We start from the raw sequence: 17,260 nt of genomic DNA, 5'->3' as shown, positions 1-17,260 counted from the left end.
GTGCAGGGACGCGCGCGAGACACGCTTTTCAAGTATCACGGATTCGATCTAGACTGTGACCCCTTGGGGCGTTTCACCCAGGCTGGACACGGGAGGCGGGCATGGGGCCGGTCGGGCGTTGGATGATGACCCGCGCCGGGCGGGGGCTGGTGCTGGGCGTACTGCTGTGCACGGCGGCGGCGCAGGCCGACGAGGCGGCCTCGTTCGCCAATGTGATCGCGGCGCTGACGGCGCGCTTGCCGGCCGGGCAGGCGGTGATGACGGCGGAGCCGGCGGCCCTCGGGGCGGCGGCGCGCTCCCTGACGCTGGAGCGCGCCCAGACGGAGCCGGGGGCGGTGGTCTCCCTCGGCAGCGTGGCGGGGGCCGCGCGCCCCGATGCGTCCGGCCGGGCGGCGATCGTGGGCGGCGTGCGCGCGGCGTTGAACGAACTGGTCGGGGCCGGGCGGCTCGATCCGGGGCGGCGCGATGTGCTGCTGACATCGGTCAGCCGGGCCGCTGGTGTCGGCGGGGGCGCGCCGCCGGCGCCTCAGGCGCCGCCACCTGCACCGCCATTGGCGCCGTCCACCCCGCCGGTTCCGGTGTTCGGCATGACGCCGGCGGCGCCACCACCACCCGCGCCACCCGCACCGGCGGTGTCGCCCGCGTGGACGGCGGAACCGCCGCTCCCCCGGGCGGCGCCCCGTGTACCGGCGCTGACCCGCGAGTTGCCGGCGCCGGACCAGCCGGCGCCACCGCCCAGGCTGGCCGCGGCCCCGTCGCCCTATCCGGCACCCCCCGGCTACGCGCCGCCTTCCGGCTACGCGCCGCCCTACGGTCCGTCGCCCGGTGTCGCGCCGCCTCCAGGGTATGCCGCTCCGGCTCCAGGGTATGCCGCTCCGCCATCACCCGGCCCTGCGCCGCCCGGCTTCGCGGCGCCCGCACCCGGCTACCCGCCCCCCGGCTATCCTGCGCCGGCCTATCGGGCGCCGGCGCCCGCCGCCCCCGCGCCGCCGGCGACCCCCTGGATCGGCCCCGGGCAGCCGGTGCCGGGCACGCCGGCGGTCGATCCCTCGGTCATGGACCTGCCGCCCGGCGCCGTGCGGCCGGCCCCCACGACCGCCGCCAGCGGCTCCTGACGGCCGCGGGCGGGGGGCCGTCGCGAAATCGCCTCTGGTCGGACCCGAACCGCCTGCCGTATGAGTGGAAGGCCCGGCTGCCGGCGCCGGGCCGTCCTGACCGGCGCGGAGACCCAGCATGCCCGACCGCGAAGACCGTCTCGTCATCGCCCTGGCCCAGATCAATCCGACCGTCGGCGACATCGCCGGCAACGCCGACCACATCCGCGCGGTGCGGGCGGACGCGGCGCGGGACCGGGCCGACCTGGTCGTGTTCCCCGAGCTGGTGATCACCGGCTATCCGCCCGAGGACCTCGTGTTCCGCAACGCCTTCGTCGACACCGTCCAGGCGGCGGTGCTGGCGCTGGCGGCGGAGACCGGTGACGGCGGTCCGGCGGTCCTGATCGGTGCGCCCTGGCGCTTCACCGATCCCGACGACAACACCCGCAAGCTGGGCAACGCCGCGGTGCTGCTGGATGGCGGCGAGGTGCGGTTCGTCGGCTTCAAGTATCTGCTGCCGAACTACGGGGTGTTTGACGAGGTCCGGGTGTTCGCGCGCGGCCCGCTGCCGGACGTGGTCTCGCTGCGCGGTGCCCGCCTGGGCATCCTGGTGTGCGAGGACATGTGGGGGCCGCAGGTGGCGCGTCATCTGGCCAACCAGGGCGCCGAGCTGCTGCTGATCGTCAACGGCTCCCCGTTCGAGCTGGACAAGCACGGCCAGCGTCTGGAGCAGGCCCGGCCGCGGGTGCGGGAGACCGGCCTGCCGCTGGTCTACGTCAATCAGGTCGGCGGCCAGGACGAACTGGTGTTCGACGGGGAGTCCTTCATCCTGGACGCCGACGGCGCGCTGATCGGCCGCCTGCCGTCGTTCGCCGAGACGGTGGTGCCGACCACCTGGACCCGCGCGCCCGGGGCCGATGCGGCGTGGCGCTGCCGCGATGCCACGATGACGCCGGGCTATGGGCAGGCGGAGAGCATCTACCGCGCGCTGGTCCTGGGGCTGTCGGATTACGTCGACAAGAACGGCTTTCCCGGCGTCATCATCGGTCTGTCCGGCGGCATCGACAGCGCCCTGTCGGCCGCGGTGGCGGTCGACGCCCTGGGCCGGGACCGGGTGTGGTGCGTGATGATGCCGTCGCCCTATACCTCCCCCGACAGTCTGGAGGATGCCGAAGGCGTCGCCCGTCTGCTGGGGGTGCGCTACGACACCGTGCCGATCGGTCCGGTCATGGGGGCGTTCGAGCAGACCCTGGGCGGGCTGTTCGCGGACCGCCCGGCCGACGTGACCGAGGAGAACATTCAGGCCCGCATCCGCGGCACCATCCTGATGGCGCTGTCGAACAAGTTCGGGCCGATGGTGCTGTCGACCGGCAACAAGTCGGAGATGAGCGTCGGCTATGCCACCCTGTACGGCGACATGGCCGGCGGCTTCTCGGTGCTCAAGGATGTCTACAAGACCTCGGTCGAGCATGTCAGCCGCTGGCGCAACCACCACCGGCCGGCCGGCATGCTGGGGCCGGACGGACCGGTGATGCCGGAGCGCGTCATCACCAAGCCGCCCAGCGCCGAACTGCGTCCGGACCAGACCGACCAGGACAGCCTGCCCCCCTATCCGGAGCTGGATGCCATCCTCAACGGCCTGATCGAGGGCGAGCACGGGGTGTCCGACATGATCGCCGCGGGCCACGACGCCGCCATGGTGCAAAAGGTCTGGCGGTTGCTGAACGTGGCGGAGTACAAGCGGCGACAGGCCCCGCCCGGGGTCAAGATCACCCTGCGAGCGTTCGGTCGCGACCGCCGCTATCCCATCACCAACCGCTTCCGGGGGTGAGCGTGCCCGGTCGTGGCGTGGGGTGCCCGGCCGGGCCGTGAAGTGGTCCCGCCACGAGCCCACCGCCGGCGTGCTTAGCGCCGATTGCGACAAACCGGACTCGCGGCGCGATTTCTGTTTGACGCAAAAATCGGCTGAGAATCATATAGGTTGCGCGCAGTCACGCGATCAATCCGAACCACGTCGTGGTTCCGATTGGTGGTTCCGATTGATCGCGATCCGCCTTAGTTCAGGGCGCCGTCGCCGCGCTGCTCGTCATCGCCCTTGGCCGCGGGGGTGGCCGCCGCGGTCAGGAACTCCAGGATCTTCTGGCGCACGGTGTCGTTCGGCAGCCGGTTGAAGACGGCCATCAGCCGGAGTGCCTCGCTGGTGAGCCCGGGATCAATTTCGGTGTGGTGCCCGGGCAGGCCGCGGCTGCGCAGCATGTCCTCGTCGATGTCCTGGAAGAAAAACGAGATCGGCACATCGAGATGGCTCGCGATGTCGAACAGGCGCGAGGCCGAGACGCGGTTGGCCCCGCGTTCGTATTTCTGAAGCTGCTGGAACGAAATACCGATGGACCGCGCCAGATCCTGCTGTGTTAACCGCAGCACGGCGCGTCTCAACCGAATGCGTTCGCCGACGTGCACGTCGACGGGATCGGGCCCTTCTCCCCTTGCCACGATGCCGGTCCTCCTTCGTTTGACAAGAGCCTTTCCCGTGCGCGCCGGTCTCTCCCGCGTCGTGTGTGCACCTTGGTGTGTGCACCATCGTATGTGCACCTTGGTGTGTGCACCTTGGTGTGTGCACCTTGGTGTGTTCACCGTCCTGTGTCCACCGACGCGAGTTCACCGTCGTGAGTCCACGTGCCGCGGTCTGGCTTTGCTCTTACCCTCAATAGTCAGCATGCTAACGACTTCAGCACGAGACCGCAAGGCTCTGTATATAAATATGTAAGTTGGGCTTAGAGATTTGTTCAGGGCGCCGCGGCGCCGCACCGCTCCCACCGTGAGTCGGTCTCCGCGTCACTTCACGCTCTCTGGCGTTCCGGCGGTGGCGGGGTCGGCCCGCGTGCACGGCGACGGGGCATCAGCCCTGTGTAGATTCCATGGCACGGCCGGGCTCCGGTCCGTGATATGGTATGCCACAGTCTGGCGGTCGTTCCGCCCTCCGACCCGGGCCGTCGCGCCCTGGCCCTTGAGCCGCCGGGCGACGGTGCCGCGGGAGGGCGGCGGTGCCGCGGGAGGGCGGCATCCGGGACCGGCGGCGGGGCCGGCCGACACATGCCCGGCCCTCGACCATCCGATGGTGTGCGGACCGATGGTGTGCGGACCGATGGTGTGCGGACGGGCCGGGGGTCGCGGACGCGACCGATGACCGCCGGATCCCGGGCGCGACCGTTCAGGCGCTGAAGGGTCCGCGACAGGGCGCAGCAGGGGAAAGGTTCAGTGCACGCGGTGTTCGTCGAGCCGAGACAGCAGAAACGCGCCCGCGCTCTCGTCGGTCCGCAGGCAGGCGCTCTCCGCCGCCGAGACCCCGGCGATGAACGCGGCGATGCGTTCGACGGCGGCAGAATCGCCGGACTCTCGCGCTACGGCCTGAAGACGAACCGCCTCGAACAACAAATCGACGATTCGGGTTCCGAGTTCGCGAATAGCATCGGTGTCGTTCGACATTGGCTCCCCCTGGCGCTCCATCAGGTGAATCACTCCACCGCCCAAGCGTCCCTCGTCCTCGTGTCTCCACACGCCATGTCGAAACTGTAAATGCCGGATCCGGGTAAAGATATATCCGATTGGGATAAAACTTTCACCGCCCGCTGGCAGGCGGCGCTGAAGCGCGAGTTCGGCACGGGAAACGTTGCCGCGCATAAATTGTCAGCCTGCGGACTCAATCCTGCCACGGTGAAGTCCTGGATCCGAAAGGGTGGGCATCCGACTATCGCCAACCTTTGTTTGGTGGCCCGGGCCGCCGAGGATCCCAGCGCCTTTATTGTCGACGTGTGCGGCGACGAGCCGTGGGCCCGCGAACTGGGCGTTGCGCTCCAGCGCCGCCGCATGGGCAGCGCGGAAATGGCGCTCGCGGTCTGCCGCGCGGGCCTGGCGGACACGCCCACCGAGGTGCTGCGGGTGATGGCCGGGCCTGTGCGCTCGTACCGCTACGTGACCGACGAGGGCACGGTCACGCAATCCCTGGACTGCCCCGAGGAGGGGGCGCGCGTCATGCTGGGGATGAAGGTGACCGAGGGCGCCACCGCGGACTATGTCATGCGCAACATGGGCTGGATCCTGCTGGAGGAGGCGGCGGACCAGCCGGCCGTGGTGCACTGTTACGGCCTCTGGGTGGCCGACGCCGCCTGCAACGCCTTGGTCGATCTTCTGGAGCAGGAGATGCCGCGCCAGGGCGCCGAACTACGCGTCTTCATCACCGATTGGGTGGCGATGCCCTGCGCCACGCTCTACCAGCTCGCTGCGGAATTGCAGCGGGTGCGCCAGATGCGCCGGCACGCGGTCGACGACGCCCGCGTCGGGCTCGCCCCCGAGCCCGCCGGCACGCCGACCTCGGAGCGTCGCGCCCTCATGGAAGCACCGCCCAGCGGCGGCGCTTTTTTGCGCCTGTGGGAGCAGACCGGTGGCGTGATCGACGCCGCCCTGATCCACAGGATCGAGAGTTCGGATCTGTTCGATCTGGGAGGTGTCTACGGGATCCAGGACCATCATTTCCGAGTCGCCTACGTCGGCCCGAAGCTGCGTCTGCCCGTGGGGGTGACGCGCGAGCGGGTCACCGGGCTCGACGTGCTCGAAGTCCAGGCGTCGCGCGGATACGGCGCGATGCTTGCGGCCCATTTCGCATTGGCGGCCCATGAACGGGCCCCGGTGGTACATCTCGTCCGTGTCACGAGCCAAAGGTCATACCGGCGCGTGAGCTTTCCCGTCTTCGATCATCGGGGTCGGAAAGTCGTCGCCGTGATCGGCTTTTCCGACGCTCGCAACACGGAGAGTACGTGATGACGAATCCAGCCACCGCGAATATCCCCGTTCTGGACTTCCTGCAGGCCGGCCTGTCCCAGGAGCGCGAGATCCAGCGCCGCCTGTCCATCGAGATCGTCCGGCGCGCCGCCCGGCTCCAGGACCTGGGCCTCAGCGTCGGCGTCAGCCGCGATTTCCGACCCCTCATGGAGGCGCCGGCCAGCGTGGGCGAGACCACCATGCGCATGCCGCTGGTCAACCCGGCGTACCAGTCGCACCTGGGCGACGGGACGGCCTTCTGGGTCGGCTGCTGGCGCGGCGACACCCTGGTGGCGACCACGGCGGTCCGGCTCCGCCACGTGCCCACCAGCCTGCGCGAGGAGATGGAGAGCCTGCGGTTCTTCTTCGACGATCCGGCGCGCATCCCGCCGGACACCTGGTGTCGCATGGACGCCCCGTCGGCGCGCACCATCTCGGGCCTGATCCTGTGCTCGGTCGCGGTCTGGACCGCGAAGTCCGAGGCCGGCCAGGGCCTCGCCGAGACGGTCTCCCAGCTCACCAAGCTGATCGGCGTGGGGCTGTGGGACCCGGACTATCTGGTCGGTTTCAGCGTGATCGACATGCTGCGCCGCTTCGCCTTCCACAAGTACTGGCACAGCACGGCCGAACTAGGCTTCACGCTGAGCGCGCCGCTGTTCCGCATGGAGGAGCCGGCGTGCCTGTTGACCACCAGCCGGCGCGACTTCCGGGAGCAGCGCCTGGGCCTTGAGGGGCTGAGCGCGGTGCGGGCGGTGTCGCCCGGCGCGGGGCCGACGGTGGCGCCAGGGGCCTGAGTGCCGGCGCGGCCGTGAGGCCGATGGCGGGCCGCCGTCGGGCGGCCCGCCATCCTCCGCCGCTGGGGCGGTGGCCGATCCGGATCAGGGCTGCGACGGCTCCGACCGCTCCGACCGCTCCGGGGCCGGGCGCGGCTCATGGGCGAGGTCCATGGCATCCTCGATGGTGCGCGCGTAGCTGACCAGCGGCCGCCGGACGCCGTGCAGCAACAGTTCGCGCCGCACCCCCGCCGTGGTGCCGGAGATGACCATCGCCACCCCCTGGCGGTGGGCCTTGCGGGCCAGCCCGGCCAGGGTGTTCGCCGCCGACGAGTCGATGAACGGCACCTGCGAGAGGTCCAGCACGAAGGCGCGCCGGGCGTCGGCGATACGGTCCAGCACCGAGCCCAGGGTGGACGCCGCCCCGAAGAAGAACGCGCCGCTGAGGCGGTAGACCACCACGGAGGGGTCGCTGGCGTCCTCGGCGTGGTACGGCGTGCGCTCGTCCGGCGCGCCGTCGGCGCGGTCCTCGGCCACGTAGGGGGTGTGGGTCTCGATCGAGATCGCCTGCGACATGCGGTGGATGAACAGCACCGCGCCCAGGGCGAAGCCGACCAGGATGGCCTCGGTCAGGTCGCGGAACACGGTCAGCAGGAAGGTGACCAGCAACACCGCGGTATCCCCGCGCGAGCTGCGCAGCAGGGCGACAATGGCGTCCTTCTCCACCATGTTCCAGGCCACCACGGTCAGCACCCCGGCCAGCGCGGCCAGCGGGATGTACGACGCCAGCGGGGCCGCCACCAGCACGAAGGCCAGCAGGAACAGGGCATGAAGCATGCCGGCCACCGGGCCATGCGCACCGGCGCGGATGTTGGTGGCGGTGCGCGCGATGGCGCCGGTGACACACAGGCCGCCGAACAGGGCGGAGCCGATGTTGGCCGCGCCCTGGGCCACCAGCTCGCAGTTGGAGCGGTGCCGGCGGCCGGTCATGCCGTCGGCGACCACGGCCGACAGCAGGGATTCAATGGAGCCGAGCAGCGCGAAGCCAATGGCGTTGGGCAGCACCGCCTGCACCAGGTCGAGGTCCAGCGTCGGCAGGCTCGGCAGCGGCAGGCCCTGCGGGATGCCGCCGAAGTGGCTGCCGATGGTGGCGACGGGCAGGCCGGCGGCGACCACGACGACCGCGGCGCCGGTGACGGCAATGAGCAGGCTGGGCCACGCCGGCGCCCAGCGCTTCAGCGCGGCGATGACCGCGATGGTGCCGAGCGCCACCGCCACCGCCTCGGGCGTCACCGTGGGCAGGCTGTTCCACAGCACCGGGATCTTGTCCAGCAGCGGCGCCGGCTCCGGCCGGCCCAGGGTCAGGCCGAGCAGGTCCTTGATCTGGCTGGCGGCGATGATGACGCCGATACCGGCGGTGAAGCCGACGGTGACGGGGTAGGGGATGAACTGGATGTAGGTGCCGAGCCGCAAAGCCCCGATGGCCAGCAGGATCAGGCCCGACAACAGGGTGGCGACCAGCAGGCCGTCGATCCCGTGCACCTGCACGGTGGTGGCCACCAGCACGATGAAGGCGCCGGCCGGGCCGCCGATCTGGAACCGGCTGCCGCCCAGCAGCGACACCAGGAAGCCGCCGACGATGGCGGTGTACAGGCCGCGGTCGGGCGAGACGCCGGAGGCGATGGCGATGGCCATCGACAGCGGCAGGGCGACGATGGCGACGGTGAGGCCGGCGATGGCGTCGGCCCGGAGCTGCGCCAGGCCGTAGCCCTCGCGCAGGACGGTGACGAGCTTGGGGGTGTACAGGGCGGCAACACCGGGTCTGGCGTCGGCCCGCAGGGGGGACGTGGGCAAGGGTCTCGGTCTCTCGGCGGTGGGACAGGGGCGGTCGCCGATGGGAACCGGGACCGGAACCGAAACCATACGCCAGATGGGGACGGTCGACCAATGCACCAGACGCATGGCTCTGTCCCCGGCGCCCCGTGAGAGGGGCGCCGAGCCATGCTTTAACTGCGTGGCTCGGCCCAGTCCGCCGGTACGCCCCCCTGGGTGCGTCTGGGCCGGTCGGGCCGGCGGCCCCAGCGCAGTTCCTTGACCACGCCGTGCAGGGTGCGCACCTCGGGCACGGTCAGTTCGGCCCGCTCGAACAGGCTGCGCAGGTTGCGGATCATGCCGGGGCGCTTCTCCTCGTTGCGCAGGAACCCGCAGGCATCCAGTTCCGCCTCCAGGTGGCGGAAGAAGCTCATCAGCATGGCGCGGTCGGCCAGGTCGGCGCCGTTGGTGATCAGCTCCACCGGCGGTCGGTCCACCCCGGCCTGGAACCACTCGTAGCCGACCAGGAGCACCGCCTGGGCCAGGTTCAGCGAGCAGTGGACCGGATTGAGGGGCACCTCGACGATGGCGTCGGCCAGCGCCACGTCGTCGTTCGCCAGCCCGGTGCGCTCCGGTCCGAACAGCACCGCGCAGCGCTGGCCGGCATCGGCGGCCGCGCGCATCACGCCGGCGGCGTGGCGCGGCGTCATCAGCGGCTTGATGAGGTCGCGCCGGCGCGCGGTGGTGGCGTAGACGCGGTGGCAGTCGGCCAGCGCCGCCTCGGTCGAGTCGTACGCCCGGGCGTGGCGCAGGAGGACGTCGGCGCCGGAGGCGGCGGCGATGGCCTTCTCCGACAGCCAGTCCTCGCGCGGCGCCACCAGGCGCAGTTCGGGCAGCGCGCAGTTCATCATGGCACGCGCGGCGGTTCCGACGTTCTCGGCCAGTTGCGGGCGCACCAGCACGACGACGGGGGCGGGGGTGGGGTCCGGGGGTGACGTGGTATCCTGCATGATCCGCGGTGAGACTCGTGGTGAGACCGGCCGGCCGGCCCTGTCGGGTATCCTGTCGACGCGGGGCCGGCGCCGCCGGGGGTGTCGTCCCGGGCGTGACGGCCCTTGTACCGGCCGTGCCCCGCGCGCGCACGCCTTTTTCCGAGGCCGTTCGGCGGTCCGCGACAGTCCCCGGCGCGGGCTGGCGGGTCGCGGTGCTGCCACGTGACAGGCCCGCCGGGGCGAGGGTAGGCTCGGCGGCATTGGACACACCCCACCCCGGGATCGGTGTTTCTGCCCGTGCGACCATGCCGTCACACCCGGCCCCTCTCGCGCACCCTCGCCCAGCGGGGCGGCGCGGTCGTGGCCCGCGCCCTGCTCGCCGCCGCCCTCGTCCTGGCCGTGCCCCACGCGAGCCTGGCCGAGGAGGACGAGCCGGCGGATCCGCGCGTGCCGTACACGGTCGAGGTGCGTGTGACCGATCCGCCGGCGGCGGTCGACCTGATGGACGCGGTCGAGGGCGCGTCGACCCTGCGCGCGCTGGAGGGGGAGCCGCCGGCCACCCGGTTCGGGCTGCGCCGCCGCCTGGAGTCCGACCTGGCCACCGTCCGTGACGTGCTGCGGGCCGAGGGCTTCTACGCCGGCCACGTGGACGGCCGTATCGAGGACGGGCCGCGCGAGGTCCAGGTGGTGGTGTCGGTGACCCCGGGGCCGCGCTACACGGTGGCCGAGACCGCCGTCGCGTACACCGGCGCCTACACCGGCGCCGGCGCCAGCGGTGGCCCCGCCAGCCTTCCCGCCAGCCTGGCCGGCGTCGGCCTGGCCCCCGGACAGCCGGCGACGTCGGACGCCGTGCTGGCGGCGGAACGCGCGCTGATCGACCGGCTGCGGGCCGAGGGACGGCCGTTCGCCGAGGTCGTCGACCGCCGGGTGGCCGTCAACCATGCCCGCCGCGCCATGGCGGTGCGGCTACGCGTCGATCCCGGCCCGGCGGCCAGCTTCGGCGGCGTCCGCATCGAGGGCCTGGAGCGGCTCAAGGCGGATGTGCTGCGCGATCTGGCGCCGTGGACGCCGGGCACCGTCTTCGATACCCGCCAGCTCGACGCCTACCGCAACCGTATCCTGGAGACGCGGCTGTTCTCCTCCGTGACGGTGCGCCCGGCGGAGGCCGCGGAGGCGGATGGACGGCTACCGGTCGTGGTCGCGGTCACCGAGGCGCCGCCCCGCTCGGTCGGCGGCGGCCTGCGCTATTCGACCGACGACGGCCCGGGGGTGCGGCTGTACTGGACGCACCGCAATCTTCTCGGCCGGGCCGAGCGGCTGCGCGGTACCGTGGATCTGGCACCGGTGAGCCAGACCGCCGGCTTGGTGTTCGAAAAGCCCTGGTTCCTGCATCCGGACCAGTCGCTGCGACTGTCCGGCGATCTGGAGCGGGTCGAGCGCGAGGCCTATACCGGCCTGACCGCGCGGGCCGGCGCCGGGGTCGAACGCCGGCTGAACGACGTGTGGCGCCTGTCGGGCGGGGTGTCGCTGGACCTGGCCCGGCTGAAGGACGAGGACGGCACCGACAGCAGCTATCTGGTGGGGGTGCCGCTCGGGGTCGCGCGCGAGACCGTGGACGATGTGCTCGATCCGACCGCCGGCACCCGGCTGTCGCTGTCCCTGACCCCGTTCGCGGGTCGGGGCGAGGGGGCCGCGCTCGGCTTCGCGGTCGCCGACCTCTCCGGGTCGGCCTACTGGACGCCGCTGGAGGACGACGGCCTGGTGCTGGCGGCACGCGGACGCCTTGCCAGCCTGGTCGGCGCCGAGACCGACGCGGTGCCGCCGCATCGCCGGCTCTACGCCGGCGGCGGCGGCTCGGTGCGCGGCTACGGTCACCAGATGGTGGGGCCGCTGGACGACGACGGCGACCCGCGCGGCGGGCGCTCGGCGCTGGAGCTGGGGCTGGAGGCGCGGATCAAGGTGACGGACAGCATCGGGCTGGTCCCGTTCGTGGACGCGGGTCTGGTCGGCGACGAGGCGGTCCCCGATCTGGGCGGCGATGTGCTGTGGGCGGCCGGCCTGGGGGCGCGCTACTACACCGATTTCGGCCCACTTCGCGTCGATATCGGCGTGCCCCTGAACCCGCGCGACGCCGACGACCGGTTTCAGGTCTACATCAGTCTGGGACAGGCGTTCTGAGCCATGGCGGAGTCTTCCGACCGCATCGCCGCGCCGGCCGCCCCGCCGCCGTCGCCACCGCCGCCCCGTCCGCGCCGCCGCCGGTTGCGGCGGTGGCTGGCGCGCGGGCTGCTGGCCGTCCTGGTGCTGGTCCTGGCCCTGGCCGGCGCGGCCGTGTGGGTGGTGCGGACGGATCCGGGGCGGGCGTGGCTGACCGCCACCGTTCTCGAGCTGGTCAACGGCATCGACGGGATCACCGTCCGGCTCGGCGCCCTGGAGGGTGATCTGCCGGTCTCGGTGCGGCTGGTCGACCTGACGGTGGCCGACGCCGAGGGGGTCTGGCTGAGCGCCGACAGCATCGGGCTGGCGTGGGATCCGCTGGCGCTGCTGTCGCGGCGGCTGCACATCACCGCGGTCACGGCGTCGGCGCTGGCCGTGGATCGCCCGCCGGTGCTGCCGTCTGCTGGCGGGGCGCCCGCCGACCCGGACACCGGCGGGGGCCTGGATCCGCGCCTGCTGGGGGCGCTGCGGATCGACCGCGTGGCGCTGGAGGGCACGCACCTGGGCGCCGGTCTGGTGGGCCAGTCGGTGCTGCTTGATGTGACCGGCGGGGTGGACAGCGCCGGCGATGCGGGCGCGCCGACCGCCGTGACGGCGCGGCTGGAGGCCCGCCGGATCGACGGCCGGCCCGGCCGGGTGGCGCTGGAGGGCCGCCTGCACGGTCCCGCCCTGGACCGCGTGGCGGTGACGCTGGAGGCCGGGGAGGAGCAGGGCGGCCTGCTGTCCGCCCTGGCCGGCCTGCCGGGGGCCGCCGGCTGGACGATGACCCTGGACGGCGACGGCCCGCTGTCCGACTGGACCGGCCGGCTGGAGGCGTCGGCCGAGGGACTGGCGTCGGTGGCGGGCGCGGTGGGCCTGGGCCTGGCCGATCCGGAGGCGCCGTCGCTGACGCTGGACCTCGCCGCGACGCCGGGCGCCGGGGCGCCGGCGATGTGGCAGGCGGTGCTGGGCGAGCGCCTGACGCTGGCGGCGCGGGCCGAGGGGCCGCTGGCGGCGCCCACGGTGACGGCCGAGGCCACTCTGCGCGAGGGCGGCACGGCCGCCTTCGGGGCTGCGAGCCTGACCCTGACCGCCAGCGCCACGCCGGACGGTCCGCTGGACGGTCCCACGCCCGTGGTGGCCCTCGACCTGAGCGCGCGGGTCGCGGGGCTGCGCGGGCCCCCGGCCGTGACCGGGCTGCTGTCGCGTCCGCTCGACCTGACGGCGGCGGCGACCTATGCGCTCGCGGACGGGCGGGCCGAGATCGGTCGCCTCAGGCTGGCCGACGACCGGGGCCTGATGCTGACCGCGGACGGCACCGTGACGACCGCCCCCGCGCTCGACGCGACGGCGGCGGCCCGCCTGGAGGTGGCGGATCTGGGCCGTCTGGCCCCGGTGCTGGGCGGCCTTTCCCCCACCGGCGGCGGCGTGCTGACCCTCTCCGGGGTGACCGTGACGGCGGACGCGCCGGTGACCGGTATGGTCCGGCTGGCCTTGTCCGACGCCGCGCTGGGTGTGGCCCCGGCCGACGCCGTGCTGGGCGCGGCGCCGGACCTGTCCGGCCGCGTGACCTATGATCCGGCCGACGGGCTGCGGGTGGCGGACCTGGCGCTGCAGGGCGCGCACGCCGGGTTGACCGGCACGCTGGCGATCGACGCGGCGTTTGCCCACCTGGACGCGGACGCGACCGTGACCCTCGACGACCTGGGCCGGGTGACGGACGGGGCCGCGGGGGGCGCGGTCACCGTCGATGCCGCCCTGTCCGGACCGCTCGCGGACCCGGCCGTCACCGCCACGGCGCGCCTGCCCGCCGCGACCCTCGCCGGCATGGCCTGGGACGACGTGACGCTGGAAGCCGCCGCCGCCGGCCTGGCGTCGGGGGCCACCGGCAGCGCCCGTTTGAACGGCACCGGGCCGGGCGGCCGGCTCGATCTGGAGACCGCGTTCGCCCTGCCGGGCTATGCCCGGGTCCGTGTTTCCGACCTGGTGCTGACGGTGCCGGGGGCGCGCCTGAGCGGCGGCACCGAGACCGATTTCGCGACCCTGCTGACGACCGGGGATCTGGCGCTGGCGGTCTCGGAACCCGGCGCGCTGGCCGGCTGGGGGCTGCCGCCGCTGTCGGGGTCGCTCGACGCCCGCGTGGCCCTGGCCGCTCCGGAGGGGCGCCAGCGGGTCGAGGTGACGGCCCGGGCGCCGGCGCTCGGACTCGCCGACGCCGACGGTGCCCTCGGGGCGGTGGACCTGGAGGCCACGCTCACCGATGCCCTCGACACCCCGCGTCTGGATGCCCGCGTGCAGGCCCGCGACGGCACCGCCGGCGGGGTGACCTGGGACCGGCTGACCGCGACAGCGGCCGGGCCACTGGCCGACCTTGCGGTGACGGCCGAACTGGCGGGCGCGGGGCCGACCGGCACGCTGGCGCTGGAAACGGCGGCCCGGGTGCAGCCGCCGGGCCTGGCCGCGACGGCCCGCGTGGTGCTGGAGCGGCTGGCGCTGGACAGCGCCGGGCACCGGGTGGCGCTGCGCGGGCCGGCGACGGTGGCGCTGGACGGCCCGGCGCGCGTGGACCGGCTGGCGCTGGCTCTCGATGACGGCACCCTGACGGTCGAGGGCGGCCTGGCGCCCGACGGCGGGCTCGATCTGGCCGTGACCGGCGCGGACCTGCCGCTCGGTCTCGCCGATCTGGCGGTGCCCGATCTCGGCCTGGGCGGCCGCCTGGACCTGTCGGCCAGCCTGCGGGGCCGGCTGCCGACGCCGCGCGGCACCCTGTCGCTGACCGCCCGCGAGGTTGCCCTGGCCCGCGCCGAGGCGGCGCCGCCCCTGGCGGCCGACGTCTCGGGCACCCTGCGGGACGGTCGCCTGGGCGCCGAGGCCACGGTGCGCGGGTTCGCCGACACCCCCGCCCGGCTGTCGGCGGATCTGCCGCTGCGGCTCGGCGGCGGGGCGGCGATGCCCGAGACCGCCCCGCTGTCGGCGCGCGTGGACTGGGAGGGGCCGGTGGCCCGGGTGTGGGAGATGCTGCCCCTGGTCGAGCACCGGCTGGCCGGGGACTTGACCCTGCACGCGGCGGTCTCCGGGTCGCTGGCGGCGCCGGCCGTGGATGCCGAGGTGCGCCTCGCCGGCGGCCGTTACGAACACCTGACCCTGGGCACGCTGCTGGACGACCTGTCGCTGTCCGCCACCGCCGCCGGGTCGGACCGGGTGACCGTGTCGCTGACGGGTGGGGACGGCGGGGCCGGGCGCCTGTCCGCCGAGGGCGACGTGCGTCTGGCCGGCGACGGCCCCACCGGGCGGGTCACCGCCACGCTCGACGACATGGTGCTGCTGCGCCGCGACGACGTGACGGCGCGGGCCGATGCCGACCTGGCGTTCGACCTGGAGGGCACCGGGGCCGCGCTGACCGGGACGGTCGAGACCGAGGAGGTGCGGGTGCGGCTGATCGGTGGGGGCGGAGGGTCCGTACAGACCCTGGAGGTGGTCGAGATCGACGACGCCGGCCGGTCCGCCCTGGCCGCGCTGGAGGATGCATCGGCGGCCGAGGCGACGGCGGAGGAGGAGACGGGCGCCGGGGTAAGCGGCGGGCCGGCCGACACCGGCTTTCCCGTTCGCCTCGACATCGCCGTGCGCATGCCCAACCGGGTCTATGTCTCGGGCCAGGGGCTGGAGTCGGAGTGGGCCGGCGACCTGTCGGTCGGCGGCACGGCGGCGGCGCCGCGCATCACCGGCACCATCGCCGTCCGCCGCGGCACCCTGGACGCGGTCGGCAAGACCTTCACCGTCGAGACCGGCGAGGTGCGGTTCGCCGGTGGCACCCCGGTCAATCCGCTGCTGGAGGTGATCGCGGTCTACGAGACCACAGGCCTGGAGGCCCGGGTGGGCCTGCGCGGTCCGGCCCGCGACCCGGCGTTGGTGCTGGAGTCCCAGCCGCCGTTGCCGCGCGACGAGGTGATTTCGCGCATTCTGTTCGGCAAGCGCAGCGGTGCCCTGACCACGGTCGAGACGGTGCAGGTGGCGCGGGTGCTGGCGTCGCTCAGCGGCGCCACCGACGGCGACGGGCTCAATGTGGTCGACAGCCTGCGCCGCGCGACCGGGCTCGACGTGCTGAGCGTGGGCGGCGAAGGCCTGGAGGCCGGCACCTATCTGGGCGACGACATCTATGTCGGCGTCGAACAGGGAATCGAAGCGGGCAGCGGCGGGGTCACCGTGGAGGTCGACCTGGGCGCCGGCTTCAAGGTGGAGAGCAAGGCGGCCCGCTCGGGCCAGGGCGAGGTCGGCGTGATGTGGGAGATGGACTACTGATCCGGCAGCGGTGATCCGCGCCGGCGGGTCCGGGAGCCGGCGGGATGATGCCTCGACCCGCCCCGGACGACGCCGTATCCTGCCACGGCGACGCAACGGTTCGCGCTGTGCGCGCCGGCGTGCCATGACCCACCCGGGTCCGCGCCGGCGGACCCGGACCGGGCGTCAGGGGACAGCCATGAAGATGATCCATCAGGGCCTGGTGGCCGCCGCGATCCTGGGCGGCGCCGCGCTCGCCTACCAGTACGGCGGGCCGTTGCTGGCCGCCGGCGGCGACGGCGGCGCTCCGGCCGGCGCCACGGCCGAGCGCGCCGGCCCCCGGGTGGTGGTCGAGCCGGTGGTGCTGCGGCCCGAGACCACCCGTCTGGAGGCCGTCGGCACCGGCGAGGCGATCCGCTCGGCCACCCTGCATCCCGCGGCCGCCGGCGAGGTGGTGGCGGTGCGCTTCACCGCCGACCAGCGCGTGGCGGCGGGCGACGTGCTGCTGGCGCTGGATGCGCGCCGCGAGACGCTGGCCCTGGAGTTGGCCGAGGCCCGGGTGGCCGAGGCCGAGCGCCTGCTGGCGCGCTACGAGAGCGCCGGGCGCGGGGCGGTGCCGGCCTCCACCGTGGATGAGGCCCGCACCACCCTGGAGGCCGCGCGCATCGCCCGCCGCCAGGCCGAGGTGGCGCTGGAGGACCGCACCCTCACGGCCCCGTTCGCCGGTCGCGTCGGGCTGACGGACATCGACGTCGGCGATCGGGTCACGCCCGATCAGGCCGTCACGACCCTGGACGATCGCAGCGCGCTGCGGGTGCGGTTCGAGCTGCCGGAGACCGCGCTCGGCCGCATCGGCGTCGGCGACAGCGTGGACGTGGCCCCCTGGGGCGACCGGGAGGCCCCGGTGTCCGGCCGGGTGGTCGACATCGGCAGCCGCGTGGACCCGCAGACCCGCACCGTCACCCTGCGCGCCCGGGTCGACAACCCCGCTGATACGCTGCGCCCCGGCATGAGCTTCGTTGTGGGGGTCGATCTGACCGGTCCGCGCCACCCGCTGGTGCCGGAGATCGCCGTGCAATGGGGGGCCGACGGCCCGTTCCTGTGGGTGGTGCGCGGCGGTCAGGCCGAGCGCGAGGCGGTGCGCATCGTCCAGCGCCGGGCGGGTGTCGCGCTGGTCGAGGGCGCCCTGGAGGACGGCGAGCCGGTGGTGGTGGAGGGCATCCAGCGCATGCGCCCGGGCATCGCGGTGACCCTGACCGAGCCGGTGCCCAGCGCCGCCGCCACGGCCGGCAGCTAG

At 73.7% G+C, this 17,260-nt stretch carries 11 protein-coding genes; 7 read left to right on the top strand and 4 right to left on the bottom strand.

Annotated features, from left to right (window positions below; all coding sequences use genetic code 11):
• Positions 1 to 101 precede the first annotated feature (101 nt).
• Together GGD88_RS07660 and GGD88_RS07655 are read left to right on the top strand one after the other, a co-directional pair.
• On the top strand, positions 102 to 1,115 hold the full coding sequence (locus GGD88_RS07660) for a hypothetical protein (protein WP_184433710.1): 1,014 nt from the start codon (positions 102 to 104) through the stop codon (positions 1,113 to 1,115).
• A gap of 118 nt (positions 1,116 to 1,233) precedes the next feature.
• Positions 1,234 to 2,925 carry an NAD+ synthase gene (locus tag GGD88_RS07655; protein ID WP_184433707.1) on the top strand — a complete coding sequence of 564 codons (1,692 nt, stop codon included), beginning with the start codon at positions 1,234 to 1,236 and terminating at the stop codon, positions 2,923 to 2,925.
• Positions 2,926 to 3,149: 224 nt separating this feature from the next.
• Here the strand turns inward: GGD88_RS07655 and GGD88_RS07650 are convergent, their stop codons facing one another.
• Complete coding sequence (locus GGD88_RS07650) at positions 3,150 to 3,587, bottom strand: helix-turn-helix domain-containing protein (protein WP_343056307.1); 438 nt, start codon at positions 3,585 to 3,587, stop codon at positions 3,150 to 3,152.
• Between the two features lie 762 nt (positions 3,588 to 4,349).
• Entirely contained in the window at positions 4,350 to 4,580 is a 231-nt protein-coding gene (locus GGD88_RS07645) for a hypothetical protein (RefSeq protein ID WP_184433704.1), read from the bottom strand.
• Between the two features lie 90 nt (positions 4,581 to 4,670).
• Between GGD88_RS07645 and GGD88_RS07640 the strand changes: the two genes are divergently transcribed.
• Both GGD88_RS07640 and GGD88_RS07635 read left to right on the top strand, forming a co-directional pair.
• Entirely contained in the window at positions 4,671 to 5,912 is a 1,242-nt protein-coding gene (locus GGD88_RS07640; protein ID WP_184433701.1) for a hypothetical protein, read from the top strand.
• Complete coding sequence (locus GGD88_RS07635; RefSeq protein ID WP_184433699.1) at positions 5,912 to 6,706, top strand: hypothetical protein; 795 nt, start codon at positions 5,912 to 5,914, stop codon at positions 6,704 to 6,706. The genes GGD88_RS07640 and GGD88_RS07635 overlap by 1 nt, the downstream gene beginning before the upstream one ends.
• 84 nt (positions 6,707 to 6,790) lie before the next feature.
• Here GGD88_RS07635 and GGD88_RS07630 read toward each other — a convergent pair whose 3' ends face one another.
• Complete coding sequence (locus GGD88_RS07630) at positions 6,791 to 8,539, bottom strand: SulP family inorganic anion transporter (RefSeq protein ID WP_246423643.1); 1,749 nt, start codon at positions 8,537 to 8,539, stop codon at positions 6,791 to 6,793.
• 152 nt (positions 8,540 to 8,691) lie between these two features.
• A complete protein-coding gene (locus GGD88_RS07625) occupies positions 8,692 to 9,507 on the bottom strand; it encodes an RNA methyltransferase (protein WP_184433696.1) in 816 nt (271 codons plus the stop codon).
• A 342-nt stretch (positions 9,508 to 9,849) separates the two neighbouring features.
• Between GGD88_RS07625 and GGD88_RS07620 the strand changes: the two genes are divergently transcribed.
• The 3 genes from GGD88_RS07620 (at position 9,850) to GGD88_RS07610 (ending at position 17,260) form a co-directional block, all read left to right on the top strand.
• A complete protein-coding gene (locus GGD88_RS07620) occupies positions 9,850 to 11,667 on the top strand; it encodes a BamA/TamA family outer membrane protein (protein WP_184433693.1) in 1,818 nt (605 codons plus the stop codon).
• Positions 11,668 to 11,670: 3 nt separating this feature from the next.
• Complete coding sequence (locus GGD88_RS07615) at positions 11,671 to 15,984, top strand: translocation/assembly module TamB domain-containing protein (RefSeq protein ID WP_184433690.1); 4,314 nt, start codon at positions 11,671 to 11,673, stop codon at positions 15,982 to 15,984.
• Between the two features lie 178 nt (positions 15,985 to 16,162).
• Entirely contained in the window at positions 16,163 to 17,260 is a 1,098-nt protein-coding gene (locus GGD88_RS07610) for an efflux RND transporter periplasmic adaptor subunit (RefSeq protein ID WP_184433687.1), read from the top strand.

It is taken from the genome of Roseospira goensis (assembly GCF_014197795.1).
In the GTDB taxonomy this organism is placed as follows: domain Bacteria; phylum Pseudomonadota; class Alphaproteobacteria; order Rhodospirillales; family Rhodospirillaceae; genus Rhodospira; species Rhodospira goensis.
This window is presented reverse-complemented; position numbering and strand designations above follow the sequence as displayed.